This is a genomic window from Dehalococcoidia bacterium (assembly GCA_041653995.1).
Classification (GTDB): Bacteria; Chloroflexota; Dehalococcoidia; order GIF9; family UBA5629; genus CAIMUM01.
In genome coordinates this window covers 611,469-628,172 of the sequence record JBAZEK010000001.1, presented here as the reverse complement: position 1 = coordinate 628,172, position 16,704 = coordinate 611,469, and the positions used below count along the sequence as shown (strand labels likewise).

The following is a 16,704-nucleotide window of genomic DNA, read 5'->3' as shown; positions in this document are numbered from 1 at the left end:
TCGAGGAGGACTTAGATGTCTAAGAATTACCAGGGTATGCTGTCAGGCAAGGGCCTTAAATTTGGTATCGTCATATCGCGCTTTAACGAGATAATTACCGGAAGGCTGCTGGAAGGTGCCCGTGATTCGCTGCTGAGGCACGGCGTCAACGAGCAGGATATCGATATCGCCTGGACACCCGGCAGCATGGAGATACCTCTGGCAGCCAAGAAAATGAGCGAGACGGGCAAATACAACGCCATAATCTGCCTTGGGTGCGTGATAAGGGGTGGTACCCCTCATTTTGAATATGTCGCCGCGGAAGTCAACCGCGGGATTTCACGTCTGAGCCTCGACAGCGGCATGCCGGTCATACAGGGAATCATCACCGCGGATAACCTGGAACAGGCCATAGAGAGGGCCGGCGCCAAGGAAGGCAACAGGGGCTTCGCGGCCGCTAACAGCGCAATTGAGATGGCCAACCTGATCAAGAGCTTCGGCTCTTAACTGCTAATCAACGATTTTATAGACCTTGTCGCCGTGCCGCACCTTGTCTGAGACCTTGATCCCAATCGCGTCGCCCGCTTTGGCGGCGGGAACACTCTGGTTATGTATTTGCATGGAGTCTACGATTACCTCCATGTCGGTCGTATGACCCTTGATGTGAATTTTATCGCCCACCTTGATCTCGCCGGTCAGCTCGATCGCCGCCACTACAGGTCGTGCGAAGAAATCCACGATCAGGCCGATCTCTACTTCTGCCACGGTTGCACCTCCGTATTCAACTCACTCCTGTCTACCGTGCTTTAAGTATATTTGTAGATGGTCGATAAATCAAGACAGTTCGCCATAGCCAGCGGAGCGTTTTAATATTTGACAGTAGCTGAGATATTGGCTAAATTATTCCTGTCCCATGGTTCATATCCCGCGGCCATGATCCGGTTTCAAAAGGAGTGTTTTTATGATGATGGAGGTTCAATTATGCTTGCGAAAGTCATGCGGATAATAATAGTAGCTCTGTTCACCCTGGCACTGATATTGCCGCTGTTCATAAATGCGGGGACCGCTGTGGCTGCAGGCGCTTTCTCCGGGTCGGGCTCATCTTTTCCCCTGAGCAATGCCAACGGCCAGAATGCAGAGAAGCTGGAGTTGACGTGCCAGTACCCCATGCTGAGCAGCAATGTGGGATTGACTTACTCATACAACATTAATATCAGTTACACGGGAGGCAGCGGGTCAAAGGTTTTCGATTTAAAGGCAGTCGTTCCCGAGGGGTTTGCTTACGCGATAACACCGGGTTATGGCGAGGGCCAGGAGATCGCCGCTATCCGTCTTGACGGCAGCCGGGGGTACCCTGAGAGCGTCAAGCTTCTGGTGAGGCCGTATGCCTGGAAGGTGCCCGTGCCTGGCGAATATCCCATCGTATTCGAGGTAGCCTCCGGCGATCTCAATGCCTCAATCGATCTGAAGGCTATAGTAACCGCAAGCTATGACCTGAAGCTGACCACGCCGGACGGACGGCTCAATACGGAAGCAACGGCAGGTCAGGAGAGCAGTTTTACCATAGTCGTGGCCAATAACGGTACGGCGGACCTTGAGAAGGTTGAGGTCAGCTGCCCGTCCGGAAATAGGCCCAGCGGTTGGACGGTTACCTGCAAGCCTGAGAAGATTGATCTGCTAAAAGCGCAGGAGACCAAAGAGGTGCAGGTCAGTGTGAAGCCGGCTGAAAAGACCATCGCCGGCGATTACGTCATCACTGTTCAGGCCCAGCCTGAGTCGAAGAACGCTTACGCCAGCCTGCAGATACGCACCACGGTGCTTACACCGACAATTTGGGGATGGGTCGGTGTAGGGATAGTCGTACTTGTGGTTATAGCTCTGGCGATCATATTTATCCGCTTTGGACGTCGCTGACGGGCAAATATGAGCGATAACCTGATAGTCGAGACACGCGGTTTAACCAAGACCTACGGCAAGTTTACAGCCGTTAACAACCTCAACCTCCGTATTGAGGAGGGCGAGGTATTCGGCCTGCTCGGTCCCAACGGCGCCGGCAAGACCACCACAATACTCATGCTGATGGGCTTCTGCGAGCCTACGTCGGGGTCGGTGCTTGTCAACGGACTTAACCCTCTGCGCGAGCCGATCAAGGTCAAGAGCATAGTCGGTTATATGCCGGAAAGAATCGGGTTCTATGATGATATGACGGCCCGGGAAAACATTGAATATACAGGCCGCCTCAACGGACTTAGAGGCAACAACCTGAAGGCCACGATCGATGAATTGCTCGAAGTGGTAGGGCTGAGAGACCGGGCTAACCAGCCCGTAGGAACATTCTCTCACGGCATGAAGCAGCGCCTGGGCATCGCCGATGTCATGATCAAAAGGCCTAAAATCGCCATCTTAGATGAGCCCACTTCGGGCATAGATCCAGAGGGCACGGACCAGGTCCTCGATCTTATTAAGACCATGGCACGGCAAAAGGTTACGGTTATAATCTCTTCCCACCTGCTGCACCAGCTGCAAAAAATTTGCAGTGGCGTAGGTATTTTCTCCAGAGGACAGCTGATCGCCACCGGGCCGGTGGATAAGTTAGGCAGGGAAGCGCTAAGAAAAGGCCATTACCATATCATCCTGCCTATCGCGCAACTCGCAGACCGGGTGCGCGATGAGATCAACAGGATACCCGGTGTCCGCAGCATCGATAGTGTGGCGGACAGCACTGTCGTCGCAGCCGACGACGATATCAGCGCAGAGCTCGAGCGTGCGGTTCTTGAGACCACCGGACTCAGGCTACATATGAAGGTCGAGGAGTTCGAGCTGGAAGAAATCTACAAGCAGTATTTTAAAGGTTCCTGAAGATGAACGGATTGCTGGAGATACTAAGAAAAGAGCTGGCTGACAGCTTTAACAGTAAAAGGTTTATCATTCTGTTTTTACTGGTATACCTGGCCGGCATAGCCACCATATACATAGCGGCCCAGAACATCAGGACGGTTGTCGGCGATTCGACCAGTAACATCTTTTTGAGTTTATTTGTCGTATCGGGCAGCGATTTACCTTTCTCCTTCCCGCTGTTCATGTCCATTTTTATTCCCATCATCGGCATCGCCCTGGGTTTCGATGCGATCAACAGCGAGAGGACCGGGGGCAACCTCAGTCGAGTGCTGGCACAGCCCATTTACCGCGATAGCCTGATCAACGGCAAGTTTCTGTCGGGACTGACTGTGATAAGCGTGCTGATTGTCAGCGTTGTTGCCATAGTGGCAGGACTTGGACTGAGGCTGATAGGCGTGCCGCCGGAGGCGGAGGAGATATTGAGGCTGTTCATTTTCATAGTAGTCAGTATCCTGTATGGAGCTTTCTGGATGTCCTTATCGGTGCTATTCTCCGTCCTTTTTAAGAAGACCTCCACCTCGGCTCTCGCCGCAATTGCGGTCTGGATCTTTCTGTTCCTTTTCATGGGTATTATAGCCAATCTCATCGCCGGCGCAGCTTTCCCCCTCACCCAGGATTCAACGGTCGCCCAGGTGGCTGACTACGACTACCTCTTCCGGATGATCAGCCGCATCTCGCCGGGTACGCTCTACGCCGAGAGCATACAGGCCATACTCATCCCTGTGATGGGCAGCACCAGTCCCACCATGATGATGATAGGCATGTATTCAGGATTGATGCCGTCGCCCCTTCCTCTAAGCCAGAGCCTGATGCTGGTCTGGCCGCAACTGGTAGGCCTGGTGGCGCTGACGGCCGTCTGTTTCGCCCTGGCATATGTCAGGTTTATGCGTGAGGAGATCAGGTCGACATAAGATGATATTAAGAGCTTTAACCGTAGGTTTCATAGCCACAAATTGCTATATAGTTGCATCGGACACCACCAGGCGGGCCATGTTGATCGATCCCGGAGCTGATTCTAAAACCATTTTGAAAGTCCTTAATACCGACAACCTGTCCCTGTCGCTGATAGTTGTGACGCACAGCCACTTCGACCACACAGGTGCGGTCAAAGCCCTTAAGGACGCCACGGGCGCCAGATTTGCAGTGGGGGCGGGGGCTGATAAATCTTCGCCCGGCGCTTTCATCAAGCTGGTTGCGGCCATGTCCGGCGGGTCAGCCAAAATACCTGAGCCGGACCTTTTTCTGTCTGACGGGGACAAAGTGGACATCGACGACCTGCATTTTAAAGTGCTGTTTACCCCGGGGCATAGCCCGGACGAGATCAGCCTTTACGGCCACGGCATACTCTTCAGCGGAGATACGCTCTTCAACGCCGGCATCGGCAGGACGGATTTCCCCGGCTGCAGCTACGAACAGCTGGAGCACAGCATACAAACAAAACTGTATACGCTTCCTGATGACACGGTCGTTTATCCGGGTCACGGCCCGGCGACAACTATTGGGCGTGAAAAAAGGGGCAATCCCTTTATCAGGTGATTGCCCCTTTTTATCAGCTGGTTGATGTGGATTAGACGAAGAGCGGGCAGAGTACCAGCGTGATAGTGGCGAGCAGCTTTACCAGCACGTGAAGTGAAGGTCCGGCAGTGTCCTTGAAAGGATCGCCGACTGTATCGCCGACTACGGCTGCCTTGTGTGCATCCGAGCCCTTGCCCAGGATGTTACCCTTGTCATCCTTGAGCTGATCATCTTCGATCATTTTCTTGGCATTGTCCCAGGCGCCGCCGCCGTTGTTCATGAAGGAGGCGAGCATGATGCCTGCGATCGTGCCGATCATGAGTAGAGCCGCCACAACCTGTGCGGCGTCCCATGTGTAGAACTTGCCATCAGCCAATGGTATGGCGGGGAGGTACTTGAAGAGCAGGCCGACAACCACCGGCGCAAGTACTACCAGGAGGGCCGGGGCGATCATCTCTTTGAGCCCGGCTTTGGCGGTGATGTCAACGATTTCACCGTAATTCGGCTTTTCGGTACCGGCCATGATGCCGGGATGATCGCGGAACTGTTTGCGTACCGCGTCAATGATGCTGCCGGCTGTCTTGCCGACCGACTTGATGGCCCATGCGCTGAAGAGGTAGACAAGCATGGCCGCAATCAGCCCGCCTACGAAGACCTCGATATTGGCTATGTTTACGATGTTGAAACTACCGGTCTCACCGAACCTGAGGAAGGATACCCGGTCCAGGTAAGCCTGGAAGAGCAGGAAGGCAGCCAGGCCGGCTGACACCATGGCGTAGCCCTTGGTGAGGGCCTTGGTCGTATTGCCGACGGCATCCAGCCTGTCGGTGATCTTGCGGATCTCGGGGCCGGCGCCTGCCATCTCGTTAACGCCGTTGGCGTTATCAGTGATGGGACCGAAGGTATCCATTGAGAGCACGTAGGGGCAGGTCATGAGCATGCCCATGGTGGCTACCGCCGTGCCGAATGCGCCTCCGCCTTTAACTCCGCTAAGCTCGCCGAATACGTAGGCCAGTATCAGGGATGTGCCTATGACTATGGCGGTGGCGAAGGTGGTTTCGAAGCCAACTGCCACGCCGGCCACGATATTGGTGGCGGGGCCGGTCTTGGAGGCATTGGCGATATCCTGGACGGGTTTATAGCGTGATTCCGTGTAATACTGCGTCACGAAAATGATGGCTATGCTGGCGATGATGCCTACAACGCCTGCAGCGAACAGCCACCAGCTATCGAGCATGAAGTACACGGTGATGGCCAGGCCGACTACCGATAGGGCGATAGCTACGTAGTACCCGCGGTTGAGGGCATTCATCGCGTTCTCGTTTTCCTTGGCTTTTACGATCATAAGGCCGATCATGCTGGCAAACATGCCGAATCCGCGCACGACCAGCGGGAAGAGCACCCAGGCCACGTTCCCCGTGGCGACATATGCAACTACACCCAGAATCATGGCGCCGATATTTTCGGCGGCCGTGGACTCGAAGAGGTCGGCGCCGCGGCCGGCGCAGTCGCCGACATTGTCGCCCACCAGGTCTGCGATCACCGCGGCGTTGCGGGGATCGTCTTCGGGGATACCTGCTTCGACTTTGCCGACCAGGTCGGCGCCCATGTCAGCGGCCTTGGTATAAATACCGCCGCCGAGCTGGGCGAATAGGGCCACGAAGCTGGCCCCGAAGCCGAAGCCGACGATAAGATGCGGTGACAATGCGGGTGTTTCGGCTCCGCCGAATGAGAAGAATATCACTGTTACACCGATCAGGCTCAGTGCTGTGATCAGGAAACCGGATACGGCGCCGCCGTGCAGTGCTACCCTGACCGCCTCGGTCAGGTTCTTCTGTGCGGCTGCTGCGCAGCGTACGTTGGACTTAACCGCAACGTACATGCCGATAAAACCGGAGATGCCGGAGCAGATTGCGCCGACCAGGAAAGCGAGGCCGGTGTGCCAGCCGATCGAAAAGGGATCATAGCCGGCCTTCTGTAGAGCTTCCTCCGGCGGCAGAACGCCTACGATTACGCCGATGATGACAGCTACTATCACCGAATAGATGGCGATGGTGCCGTATTGCCTCTTAAGAAAGGCCCACGCACCCTCAAAAATCATGTCGCCGATTTCTTTCATCTGCGGTGTGCCCGTCGGCCGTCTCATGACGCTGATCGCCAACCAGATGGCAAATATCACCGTCACTATACCGGCAATAGGTACGACCCAGAAGATCGGGGGAATTTGTACCATAGTACCTCCTAATTTGAATTTTAGTTGTGGCCACAGGCCTGACAGGCACGGGCCCACCAAATGTGGGATTGTACCAGCGGGAACGACTAAAGTCAACCAGAAGCGGGTAGGCAGAAATACCTAATCTCCGGCGCGTTCTTTTTTATGTTCGGGCAGCTGCGATATGAGGCTGATCTCTATAGTGTATACAAGGTATCTCGATTTTCTGATCTCATCGGCGGGGGTCGCGTCTTTCAACTCGGGCAGTTTGGTCAGTTCCTCCAGCACGCGCAACCCTTCCTGAGCCCTTTTGGCATTGGCTCTGACGATGGAGTTGAGGTCGCTGTGCTCCTTGATTAGATCGCCGGCGGCCCCGATGTCACCCTCCGAATCCCTGCTTAGCAGCAGGCGTATGCCCAGGCCGCGGGCCAGGTTGTTGATCTGGTGGCGTATGGACTTGAGCTGGCGGGTGGTATCTTCATCCTCAAGTACAAATCTGGATACGTCTTCGAGGACGCGCAGCCCCTCGCTGACACGGTTGATGTTGGCGTCAACTGTACGCAGAATCCGAGCTTGCACTATCCAGGTCCCGCAAAGAGTCGGGGAGCACGCCCTCCCGCGCCTTGTCGATGCTGTCCCGTATCTCCGAAGGTATCTCCATATTCATATTTTTAAACTGATTTTCCAGGCTGCGGCCGATGTTGCGGGGGTCTTTATAGTAGTCAGCCGACATGCCCGGCCCCGGCTCGCCGCTCTCTTCGTGAACCTGAGCGGTCGATTTAACTACAGCAAAGCTGGAGAAAATCCTGCGCAGGCCGGTCCCACCGCAGACTGGGCAGGCGGGATCCTGCTGCAAGGCGGACAGCCGCATAAAGATGCCCACCTTCTTTTTACAATTGTGGCAGATATACTCGTAAATCGGCATTCACCGGCTCCTGTTTAAAGTTGAATTCAGCCTATGGCTTCCCCGCCCTCCGCCGGAAGCGAAGGCACCTCACCGCGCTCCATCCTCTCCAGTGTCTCCTGGTATTCGGGGGCGACGGGCTCACCGCCGCTCATCTTGTTGTTCCATGCGGCCAGCGCCTGGGGATCATTGTTCATCATACCGCGCATCATCTGCGAATCCCCGAGTATGTCGTCATATACTGCTTTGTATGACTTTTGCATCATGAACGTGGAAAACCTGCGCTGCAGCGAATTACCCCCGCACTTGGGGCAGGGGGGAGTATCGCTGTTGAAACGCTGGAGCAATATCTCCTGCCGCGTTTTGCAGTCGGGGCACCAGTACTCATAAACAGGCATATCAGTCTCCTCGGTTTTATGATTGTAACACATGTTATCGGACTTGTTAAAAAGAGACGCGGGCGGGTTTGAAAACCTGCCCCTACATAATCTTTTGTAGGGGCGTACCTTCAGGTGCGCCCGTGCCAATTGACTTAAGTGCTTTTACTCCACTAAAATGCTGCGAGGAGTTTACCTGTGAACAGCAAAGACATACGCGAAGCCTTCCTGAGTTTTTTCGTGGAGAAGAAACATAAGGTCATACCGAGCTCTTCTTTGATACCCCACGGTGATCCCACACTGCTGCTGACCACGGCCGGCATGGTGCAGGTAAAACCGTACTTCCTGGGACAGGCCGTGCCGCCCGGCCGGCGGCTGACGTCCTGCCAGAAGTGCTTCAGGACCACTGACGTTGATTCTGTCGGCGATAGCAAGCACCTGACGTTTTTCGAGATGCTGGGCAACTTCAGCGTAGGTGACTACTTCAAGGAAGACGCCATTAAGTGGAGTTGGGAGTTTGTTACCAAAAAGTTGCGCCTGCCCGCAGAAAAGCTCTGGATAACCGTTTACCTGGACGATGACGAAGCACATTTCATCTGGAGACAGATAGGTATCCCCGTCAATAGAATAATCAGAATGGGCGAGAAAGAGAATTTCTGGGGCCCGGCAGGGGACAGTGGTCCCTGCGGCCCCTGCAGCGAGATACACTACGATTTCGGCAAAGATGCCGGCTGCGGCAAGCCTGAATGCGATCCTTCCTGCAGCTGCAGCCGCTTCTCGGAGATATGGAACCTGGTCTTCATGCAGTACAACCAGACTAAAGACGGCAAGAGAACGCTTCTGCCCAAACCCAATATCGATACCGGCATGGGGCTGGAGCGTATCGTGGCCGTCTGCAACGGCAATCCTTCCGTGTATTCTACAGACCTGTTCACTTCCCTCCTCGAAAAAATATGTCGCATTGCTTCCGTGCGCGAGGGGAAAGATGAGACTATTGATCGGATGATCAAGATCATTGCGGAGCACAGCAGGGGAATAACGTTCCTGATCGCTGACGGCCTGCTGCCTTCCAATGAGGGCAGGGGCTATGTGCTCAGGCGCATACTCAGGCGCGCCTGTTTCATGGGACGCAAGCTCGGCCTGAACAAGCCATTCATGGGCGAGATGGCCGAGGTGGTGATCGAGAAGATGGGAACGGTATACCCCGAGCTGGTGGCGAACCGTAAGCTTGTGCTCGATGTGATCAGGAACGAAGAGGAGAGATTCAACGATACGCTTGACGCGGGCATAAACCTGTGTGAAAAGGCCATTGCCGACGCAAAAGCGCAGAACCGCACCTGCCTTATGAATGACGATGTTTTCAAGTTCTGGGACACCTATGGATTCCCCCTCGAGTTGAGTGTGGAGATCGCGCAGGAGCACGGTATCAGCGTGGACAGGGAAGGATTTGAGGCGGAGATGGAGAAGCAGCGCGAGAAGGCCAGGTCGACCCATAAATTCGGGGGTGGGAAGGACGAGCAGGATATCTTTTCGCGGCTCGGTCAAACATTGGAGGTCACTGAGTTTGTGGGATATGAGAAACTGGCCCATCAGGCGAAAATCCTGCAGATAATCGACGAAAAAACTGCTTCTTATGTTGAAAAGGCCAAAGAGGGCAGCGATATCACCCTTATACTGGATAAAACTCCATTCTATGGTGAGATGGGAGGACAGGTCGGCGATACGGGCAGCGTCGTTTCCCCCTCCGGCGACTTCCGTGTCAATAACTCGTTGTCCTATTCAGCAGGAGGGATAGCCCTCTCGGGGCGGATTAAGAAAGGGACCGTCTCGGTCGGCGACCTCGTGCAGGCCTCGGTTGACGAGGAACGCAGGAAGGATATCGCCAGGAACCATACGGCCACTCATATACTGCAGGCCGCGTTGAGGAAGGTACTGGGCAGCCATGTAGCCCAGAGGGGCTCGCTTGTCACACCGGAGAGGCTGCGCTTCGATTTCACGCACCTGTCTTCCATCAGCAAAGAAGAGTTGAAAGAAGTGCAGTCCCTGGTCAATTCAATCGTCAGGCAGGACCTGCCTGTTTCAACTGACGTGTGTTCCTACGACCAGGCCATCAGCCAGGGGGCGACAGCCATTTTTGAGGAGAAGTACGGTGACACGGTCAGGCTGGTTAAAATAGGCAGGCCGGCCCTGAGCGCGGAGCTCTGCGGCGGCACGCATGTCAAAGCAACCGGCGAGATCGGATATTTTCTTATCACAGGCGAGTCCAGCGTTGGAACCGGCCTGCGCAGGATCGAGGCCGTGACCGGCAGAAAAGCTGAGGATATGATCGGCCAGAGGCTGGACGCCCTCGACCAGGTAGCAGGTAGCTTAAAGGTATCGCCGCTGGAGGTCCCGGCTAAAGTGGCAGATATTCAGGTTGGACTTAAAGCCAGCGTGAAAGATAAAGAAATGCAACAGCGCATGCGTTTGAAATATGAGATCACGGAATTGCTTGAGAAGAACCAAAAAAGAATCGCTGGTATCAACGTGGTTTATACTGAAGTGACGTCCGCCCCCGTACCCGCTGTCATGGAGATGGGTGACATGCTTAAAGAGGGGATGGGCAGCGGCCTGGCCGTGCTGGCCTCCATATACGACAACAAGCCGTTTTTCGTTGCCACCGCCACGGCGGATATTGTTTCAAAGGGTATACACTGCGGGAAACTGATCAAGAAAATCTCGGTTATAGCAGGTGGCAGCGGAGGTGGTAAGGCGGATATGGCACAGGCGGGGGCCAAAGACAGCTCGAAGATTGTCGAAGCACTTAACTCTGTGCCGGCGGCAGTCGAAGAGTTGCTCAAGGCCGGCCATGCGTAGGATCATGGGCCTGGATGTCGGCGACAAACGCATAGGCGTCGCTGTATCCGACCCCTCGCTGATACTGGCCAGCCCTTTAAAGACCATAGACAGAAAGGACGATGCGTTTGCCGTACTCGAGATAAAAGCACTTTTACGGCAATATGATGTCGTCACACTGGTGATAGGACTTCCTTACCTGCTCGACGGCACAGTGGGCGAGCAGGCCCGAAAGGTCATGGATTTCGTTGCCGTAATAAAGGAACAGGCCGACGTTGAGACCGTCCTGCAGGACGAACGATTGACCTCTGTCACAGCCGACCGGATGCTGCGTGAGGCGGGGAAAAAGCGCGCCCGCCTGAAAAATGCTATAGATGCGGCCGCGGCCACGGTCATACTGCAATCGTATCTCGATGATATTTCCCAAAGCGGTAGCATTTCTCAGGAGGGAACTCCTTCCTTATAATTAATGGGGTATAAATCATCTCGTGTTGTCCGATTATTTAAACGTTCTCAAGCCCAAAGAAACCAGCCTGCTGGTCTTCATAGGCGCCTGTTCCGCCCTGGTCGCGGCAGCGGCGATGGGCGGGCATTTCCCTGTCGGCACTTTTATATTGACCGTTGTGGCCATAATCTGCGGCAGCGCAGGCGCCAATGGCCTGACCAACTACCTGGACCGCGATGTGGACGCCCTGATGTCCCGCACCTATAAAAGGGCGCTGCCGTCGGGTAGGATCAAGCCACCCTGGAGGGTGCTGCCCATGATTGCAGTGTTGATTGCGGCCGGATTAGTACTGGCCTGGATACTCTCGCCTGTATGTTTTTTCATCGGCCTGGTCGGCGTTCTGGCATCGGGGATACTGCGCAAGACCGTCTCCTGCACCTACTTCGGCATCATCGCCGGCAGCTCGCCCGTGCTGATCGGGTGGTATGCCGTCAGCCAACCTCCGGCTGTGACTGCTATGCCCGTGCTTTTTTTCTGCCTGATAGCCGTCTGGACACCATTGCACGTATGGACGTTGATGCTGGCCAACCGCTCCGACTACGAAGGCGCAGGGCTGCATTATTTTCCGTTGAGCTGGCCGGACAGGAGGGTGATTGCTCTGCTGGCCGTACTATCGCTGGCGCTATCGGCCTTCGGGGTATTAATCTACTTCCTGTCGGGATTCCTTCACTGGCTGTACCTGTCCGTAGCAGTGCTGATGAGCCTGCTGATGGTATCTGCCAGTGTTCGCCTGCTTGTTGCGCCGAACTCCCGCAATGCCTGGATGGTATATAAATTATCGGCCTTTCCCTATCTGGGGATAATCTTCCTTATAATGGTGGTCGATTCATGGTTCCTTTAGAAGCAAAGCATAGGAGTCTGCTGGACTATGCGTTCTATCCCAGGCATGTAGCCGTAATTGGAGCATCTGAGCAGCCGGTTTCTTTCGGTTACCATTATCTCAAGCACCTCATCGATTACGGTTTCGGAGGAGAGATATATCCGGTCAATCCCCATAAAGAGTCCGTCCTTGATATAAAAGCCTATCCCAGGCTGGCGGATGTACCAGGCGATGTGGATTTTGTGATTTGTTGTGTCTCGGCGGACATGGTACTGCCGCTGCTGGACGATTGCACCGTAAAGAATGTAAAAGTGATGCACCTTTTTACCGCGCGCCTGAGCGAGACCGGACGCTCACAGGCCATTGAGCTCGAGAAGGAAATACAGACAAAAGCTACGCGGCTGGGCATCAACCTGATCGGTCCCAACTGTATGGGGGTCTACAGCCCCGACGCTGGTGTGTCATTTGCTTACGGCTTGCCGTCCGAGCCCGGCAACGTGGGAGTGGTCTTTCAGAGCGGCGGAGCGGCGACGCTGATGATCCAGACCGCCGCGCTGCGGGGTATCCGCTTCAGCAAGGCTGTGAGCTACGGCAATGCCATTATGATCGATGAGAGCGATATCATTGATTACCTGGCGGACGATCCGAAAACGGAGATAATAGCCGCCTATTTCGAGGGAATAAAAGACGGCAAAAAGTTCATCGACTCCATCAGGAGGGCTGCGCAGAAAAAGCCGGTTATAGCTATAAAAGGAGGCAGGGGTAAAGCAGGAACCCGCGCGGTAAGCTCACACACCGCGGCCATCGCCGGTTCAAGCAGCATATGGAAGACCGCTTTTAATCAGTTCGGCGTCATACAGGTGCGTGACCTGGATGAGATGACAGACCTGCTCGTCCTGTTTTCGGGATTGCAGCCGGTCCGGGGACGCAGGCTGGGGATTATTGGTGGAGGTGGAGGCAAAGGCGTGCTGGCCGCCGACCTGGCTGAGGAAGCTGGGTTGTCGGTGCCGCCGCTTTCACCTTCGATGAGGGATCAATTGAAACCGATCTTGCCGGCCATCTGGGACTGGTTGAGCAACCCGATCGATTTCTCCATCTGGGGCGACGATGCGGCCAAGGCGGGTGCAGTGCACCACCTCTTTGTGGAGAGTCCGGACTTCGATTGCATTATCATGCAGGTTTCCGATGATAATCCCATGAGAGATGATTGGTGGGTCATCGTGGTACAGATGGAAGTCGACAGCATTATTGAGATGTTCCGGCGCCGGGCCAAGCCTGTTGTGGCCGTATTAAGTGCAGCCAGACCTGGATATGATGATCTTGAAGATATCCGGTGGCGTACAATTATGCAGCAGCGGTCCCGTCTGACTGCCTCGAAGGTCCCCACATTCTGCAGCATTAGGGAGGCGGTGCATGCGCTTTCTAAGTTTGTCAGCTACTGGGAGAAGGATAAGTAGTGTCGGCGGACAAAATGTCGGGGCGGATTTTCAAAATCTCGGCTAAATGCAAGGCAGGCGGCGCCAGATCCGGCAGGCTTGCCACCTTGCACGGGCCGGTCAACACACCGATCTTCCTTCCGGTGGGCAGTCAGGCTACGGTTAAGAGCCTGGACATCGCCGATATAAAAAAACTCGGCATAAAGATGATTCTCTGCAATGCCTACCACCTGTATTTAAGGCCCGGCATAAAGGTTATCGAGGAGGCGGGAGGGTTACACAGGTTCATGAACTGGCAAGGCCCCATACTGACCGACAGCGGCGGGTACCAGATATTCAGCCTGTCCACGTTACGCAAGATTTCCGGCGATGGAGTCGTATTCCGCTCGCATGTGGACGGCAGCCAGCACAGCATTACACCGGAATCCTCAATGTCCATGCAGGAGAAACTTGGGGCGGATATCATCATGGCTCTGGACGTGTGTCCTGGGAGCACCGCCGGCAGGAAGGAGTTAAGCAAGGCTGCGGCATCCACGGCTGAATGGGCCGAACGCTGCCGCAGCGCCCATCGCGATACCGGGCAGCACCTTTTCGGCATAATACAGGGCGGCACCTACCCGGACCTGCGAAAGGAATCGGTTGAGCAGATCACCGCTCTGGATTTTCCCGGCTATGCCATCGGCGGCCTGAGCCTGGGCGAGCCCAAGGCGTTGATGTGGGAGATCGTAGAAGCCACCGTCCCGTATATGCCGCCGAACAGGCCCCGTTACCTGATGGGCGTGGGCTCGCCGGAGGATATCGTTGAGGGTATCTCACGGGGCATCGATATCTTCGACAGCGCTCTGCCCACCAGGGTGGCGCGCAACGGCGCTCTGTATACACGAAAAGGCAGAGTGAACATCAGGCGTTCTGTTCACAGGGAGGATATGGGGCCTGTTGAAAAGGACTGCCAGTGTTTTACATGCCGAAATTACTCAGCAGCCTACCTGCATCACCTCTTCAAGTGCGAGGAGCTGCTGGCCTACAGGCTGGCCACGATACACAACCTTCATTTCATGCAAAAGCTGATCGAGCAGTGCAGGCAGACTATTGGGGAAGACACATTCCCGGAGTTTAAACGGAGATTCCTAAAATCCTATAAAACCACTGATGAGGACAGGCGCATCGAGCAGAAGGCAGCGGCTCTAACGAATAAGAAAACGTTCCCATAGTAAATCCGAGAAAGGAACGCTCTCCTTAGCGATTGATATTGTCTAAAGCCTTGGCATGGTTACGATATGTCCTGATTATATCTTCTATACAAAGCATTCCTATTAGTTCAGAGGAATTGTTCTCATTCATTACCGGAAGATGGCTGATATTATTACGACTCATACGTTCGAGAGCAACGTCAAGCTGTTCGTTCGAGTTACAGACTATCAAATCTGTGCTCATAACATCCTTGGCGAACTTAGAGACCCTGTCCGTTTTCGATACCTGGACAATATCCAGGTTTGCGACGATGCCGATGATAGAGCCTTTATAAATCACCGGTAAAGCGTCCAACCGGTTGTTCTTCATTAGAATCGCAACTTCTTTGAGGTTTGTGTCAACACCAACAGTTGCTTCAATGGGATGCATTGCCTCTTTGACCGATAACCGTGTTAGCAACGGGACCGAGTATTCAAATTTATGTGCCGGTGATGCGGCCCTGTTGGTTACCTGGTTCTCATATATATAGCTATTCCCTGATGAAAAATAAGCAAGGACGACGGCGATCATACAGGGAGCAAGTAAAACGTAACTGTTGGTCATTTCACTGACCATTATCATGATCGCCAATGGTGCTTTAGCGATACCTCCGAACAATGCCATCATTCCCACGATAACAAATGCATCGGGCTGAGGCGGGACTATCAACGTTAAATCTTTGAGGAGCCACCACACTATTCCACCTAACATACCGCCGATCACCAGTCCAGGCGCAAATACACCACCACTTCCTCCGGAGCCTATTGACAATCCTGTGGCTACTATTTTCCCGAGCAGTACACCAACCATTAAATACACGGGAAGGGCCATAAAGTCGCCGTTTATTCCCAGTTGCACCCATCCGTATCCCTGGCCAAGTACCTGGGGTAAGAACATACCAATTAACCCTACGGCCAATCCGCCAATGGCTGGTTTCAGATAATTGGGGACTTTTAAATCCCTGAAAAAATCTCTTATTTTATAGAATGTGCGTCCGTAGAGCATGCCAACCATTCCGCATATAAGTCCCAATAACATATAGCCTACTAATTGAAGAGGGCTGTTAAATTCAAGACCCGCAGGTATACTGAAGATGGGAGCCCAGCCATTGAAGGATGCAAAGATAACATAACCAGTGATCGATGCTATGAATGAAGGGAAAATAGCGTCGATTTCAAAGTCGCGCCTATAGAGCACCTCGGTACCCAGTAATGCTCCGCCGAGGGGTGCTTTAAAGATTGCGCCGATACCTGCTCCGATACCGACGGTAAGTGCTATTCTGCGATCCCGGTCGTTGAGTCTGAGTGAATCGCCCAATATAGATCCGAATCCGGCGCTTATCAGGGCTATAGGACCTTCTCTTCCTGCGCTGCCACCTGATCCAATGGTGATTGCGGAGGCGATCATCTTGATGCCGGGAACACGGGCGCGAATATGGGCGTTCTGATTGTGAAAAGCGTTGATTGCTGCGTCCGTGCCGTGCCCCTCGGCCTCAGGAGCGAATTTGAATACTAAGAGACCACTGGCGAGGCCGCCCAGTGTGGTAACCAGCGGTATGACCCATAATCTGCTGATTGCCGTTACAATGGTTTCTCCTTCTCCCCCTGGCACGGGCGCCGTATATCCCGCGCAATATCCCAATAAAAGTTGTGATGACCATTGTATCGCCAGATAGAAAAGAATTGATGCAAAACCGGCCACGAGACCTATTAAAATTCCAAGTGTGAGCCATTTGCGTAAATATCCAATATCAAGTAATCCGACGAATCGGAAAAATATATTGCGGAGTATACGATATGCGCCTAATATGTGCCGGACAAGGCGCAAGCAAATTCTACGCAAAGTCTTTTTCATGGCGATAGCTGTTCAGATCCAATCATGACGGAACAGGCCTGTTGGATAAGACAGGGTATATATTCCGTCATATCATTATTGAATATGGGTGACGGGTACTAAATTTAACACGTTCCATCTCCTATATCAATCTTGATGG

General features: G+C 53.9%; 16 protein-coding genes. 10 read left to right on the top strand and 6 right to left on the bottom strand.

Annotated elements, in window-relative coordinates:
* Positions 1-15: 15 nt before the first annotated feature.
* The gene (ribH, locus tag WC359_03040) at positions 16-486 is read left to right on the top strand and encodes a 6,7-dimethyl-8-ribityllumazine synthase (protein ID MFA5399401.1); all 471 of its coding nucleotides are present in this window, start codon (positions 16-18) and stop codon (positions 484-486) included.
* A gap of 3 nt (positions 487-489) precedes the next feature.
* Here the strand turns inward: ribH and WC359_03035 are convergent, their stop codons facing one another.
* Positions 490-744 (bottom strand): translation elongation factor-like protein, encoded by a 255-nt coding sequence (locus tag WC359_03035; GenBank protein MFA5399400.1) that lies wholly within the window; start codon positions 742-744, stop codon positions 490-492.
* Between the two features lie 216 nt (positions 745-960).
* On the opposite strand from WC359_03035, the gene WC359_03030 reads away from it, so the two are divergent.
* From WC359_03030 to WC359_03015, 4 genes are read left to right on the top strand one after another with little or no spacing between them, the layout of a single operon-like run.
* Positions 961-1,893 carry an NEW3 domain-containing protein gene (locus WC359_03030; GenBank protein ID MFA5399399.1) on the top strand — a complete coding sequence of 311 codons (933 nt, stop codon included), beginning with the start codon at positions 961-963 and terminating at the stop codon, positions 1,891-1,893.
* Between the two features lie 9 nt (positions 1,894-1,902).
* Positions 1,903-2,838, top strand: a complete 936-nt coding sequence (locus tag WC359_03025) for an ABC transporter ATP-binding protein (protein MFA5399398.1) — start codon at positions 1,903-1,905, stop codon at positions 2,836-2,838.
* A 2-nt stretch (positions 2,839-2,840) separates the two neighbouring features.
* Entirely contained in the window at positions 2,841-3,788 is a 948-nt protein-coding gene (locus WC359_03020) for an ABC transporter permease subunit (protein ID MFA5399397.1), read from the top strand.
* Between the two features lies 1 nt (position 3,789).
* Positions 3,790-4,413 (top strand): MBL fold metallo-hydrolase, encoded by a 624-nt coding sequence (locus tag WC359_03015; protein ID MFA5399396.1) that lies wholly within the window; start codon positions 3,790-3,792, stop codon positions 4,411-4,413.
* A 31-nt stretch (positions 4,414-4,444) separates the two neighbouring features.
* Here the strand turns inward: WC359_03015 and WC359_03010 are convergent, their stop codons facing one another.
* From WC359_03010 to WC359_02995, 4 genes are all read right to left on the bottom strand, one after another.
* Complete coding sequence (locus tag WC359_03010; GenBank protein MFA5399395.1) at positions 4,445-6,625, bottom strand: sodium-translocating pyrophosphatase; 2,181 nt, start codon at positions 6,623-6,625, stop codon at positions 4,445-4,447.
* A 120-nt stretch (positions 6,626-6,745) separates the two neighbouring features.
* On the bottom strand, positions 6,746-7,183 hold the full coding sequence (locus tag WC359_03005; protein MFA5399394.1) for a thiamine-phosphate pyrophosphorylase: 438 nt from the start codon (positions 7,181-7,183) through the stop codon (positions 6,746-6,748).
* Positions 7,155-7,529, bottom strand: a complete 375-nt coding sequence (locus WC359_03000; GenBank protein ID MFA5399393.1) for a zinc ribbon domain-containing protein — start codon at positions 7,527-7,529, stop codon at positions 7,155-7,157. The genes WC359_03005 and WC359_03000 overlap by 29 nt, the downstream gene beginning before the upstream one ends.
* A gap of 26 nt (positions 7,530-7,555) precedes the next feature.
* Positions 7,556-7,906 (bottom strand): zinc ribbon domain-containing protein, encoded by a 351-nt coding sequence (locus WC359_02995; GenBank protein MFA5399392.1) that lies wholly within the window; start codon positions 7,904-7,906, stop codon positions 7,556-7,558.
* A gap of 177 nt (positions 7,907-8,083) precedes the next feature.
* Between WC359_02995 and alaS the strand changes: the two genes are divergently transcribed.
* From alaS to tgt, 5 genes are read left to right on the top strand one after another with little or no spacing between them, the layout of a single operon-like run.
* Complete coding sequence (gene alaS / locus WC359_02990) at positions 8,084-10,741, top strand: alanine--tRNA ligase (GenBank protein ID MFA5399391.1); 2,658 nt, start codon at positions 8,084-8,086, stop codon at positions 10,739-10,741.
* Entirely contained in the window at positions 10,734-11,186 is a 453-nt protein-coding gene (gene ruvX / locus WC359_02985) for a Holliday junction resolvase RuvX (GenBank protein ID MFA5399390.1), read from the top strand. The genes alaS and ruvX overlap by 8 nt, the downstream gene beginning before the upstream one ends.
* Positions 11,187-11,208: 22 nt before the next feature.
* On the top strand, positions 11,209-12,066 hold the full coding sequence (locus tag WC359_02980; protein MFA5399389.1) for a UbiA family prenyltransferase: 858 nt from the start codon (positions 11,209-11,211) through the stop codon (positions 12,064-12,066).
* The gene (locus WC359_02975) at positions 12,054-13,502 is read left to right on the top strand and encodes a CoA-binding protein (protein ID MFA5399388.1); all 1,449 of its coding nucleotides are present in this window, start codon (positions 12,054-12,056) and stop codon (positions 13,500-13,502) included. The genes WC359_02980 and WC359_02975 overlap by 13 nt, the downstream gene beginning before the upstream one ends.
* Positions 13,503-13,516: 14 nt before the next feature.
* The gene (gene tgt, locus WC359_02970; GenBank protein ID MFA5399387.1) at positions 13,517-14,692 is read left to right on the top strand and encodes a tRNA guanosine(34) transglycosylase Tgt; all 1,176 of its coding nucleotides are present in this window, start codon (positions 13,517-13,519) and stop codon (positions 14,690-14,692) included.
* Between the two features lie 25 nt (positions 14,693-14,717).
* Here the strand turns inward: tgt and WC359_02965 are convergent, their stop codons facing one another.
* Positions 14,718-16,322 (bottom strand): chloride channel protein, encoded by a 1,605-nt coding sequence (locus tag WC359_02965; protein ID MFA5399386.1) that lies wholly within the window; start codon positions 16,320-16,322, stop codon positions 14,718-14,720.
* Positions 16,323-16,704: the final 382 nt, after the last annotated feature.

Coding starts and splice junctions, on each gene's coding strand:
- ribH (MFA5399401.1), top strand. CDS start 16: ATGTCTAAGAATTACCAGGGTATGCTGTCAGGCAAGGGCCTTAAATTT.
- WC359_02995 (MFA5399392.1), bottom strand. CDS start 7,906: ATGCCTGTTTATGAGTACTGGTGCCCCGACTGCAAAACGCGGCAGGAG.
- WC359_03030 (MFA5399399.1), top strand. CDS start 961: ATGCTTGCGAAAGTCATGCGGATAATAATAGTAGCTCTGTTCACCCTG.
- WC359_03025 (MFA5399398.1), top strand. CDS start 1,903: ATGAGCGATAACCTGATAGTCGAGACACGCGGTTTAACCAAGACCTAC.
- tgt (MFA5399387.1), top strand. CDS start 13,517: ATGTCGGGGCGGATTTTCAAAATCTCGGCTAAATGCAAGGCAGGCGGC.
- WC359_02975 (MFA5399388.1), top strand. CDS start 12,054: ATGGTTCCTTTAGAAGCAAAGCATAGGAGTCTGCTGGACTATGCGTTC.
- WC359_03015 (MFA5399396.1), top strand. CDS start 3,790: ATGATATTAAGAGCTTTAACCGTAGGTTTCATAGCCACAAATTGCTAT.
- WC359_03010 (MFA5399395.1), bottom strand. CDS start 6,625: ATGGTACAAATTCCCCCGATCTTCTGGGTCGTACCTATTGCCGGTATA.
- ruvX (MFA5399390.1), top strand. CDS start 10,734: ATGCGTAGGATCATGGGCCTGGATGTCGGCGACAAACGCATAGGCGTC.
- WC359_03020 (MFA5399397.1), top strand. CDS start 2,841: ATGAACGGATTGCTGGAGATACTAAGAAAAGAGCTGGCTGACAGCTTT.
- WC359_03000 (MFA5399393.1), bottom strand. CDS start 7,529: ATGCCGATTTACGAGTATATCTGCCACAATTGTAAAAAGAAGGTGGGC.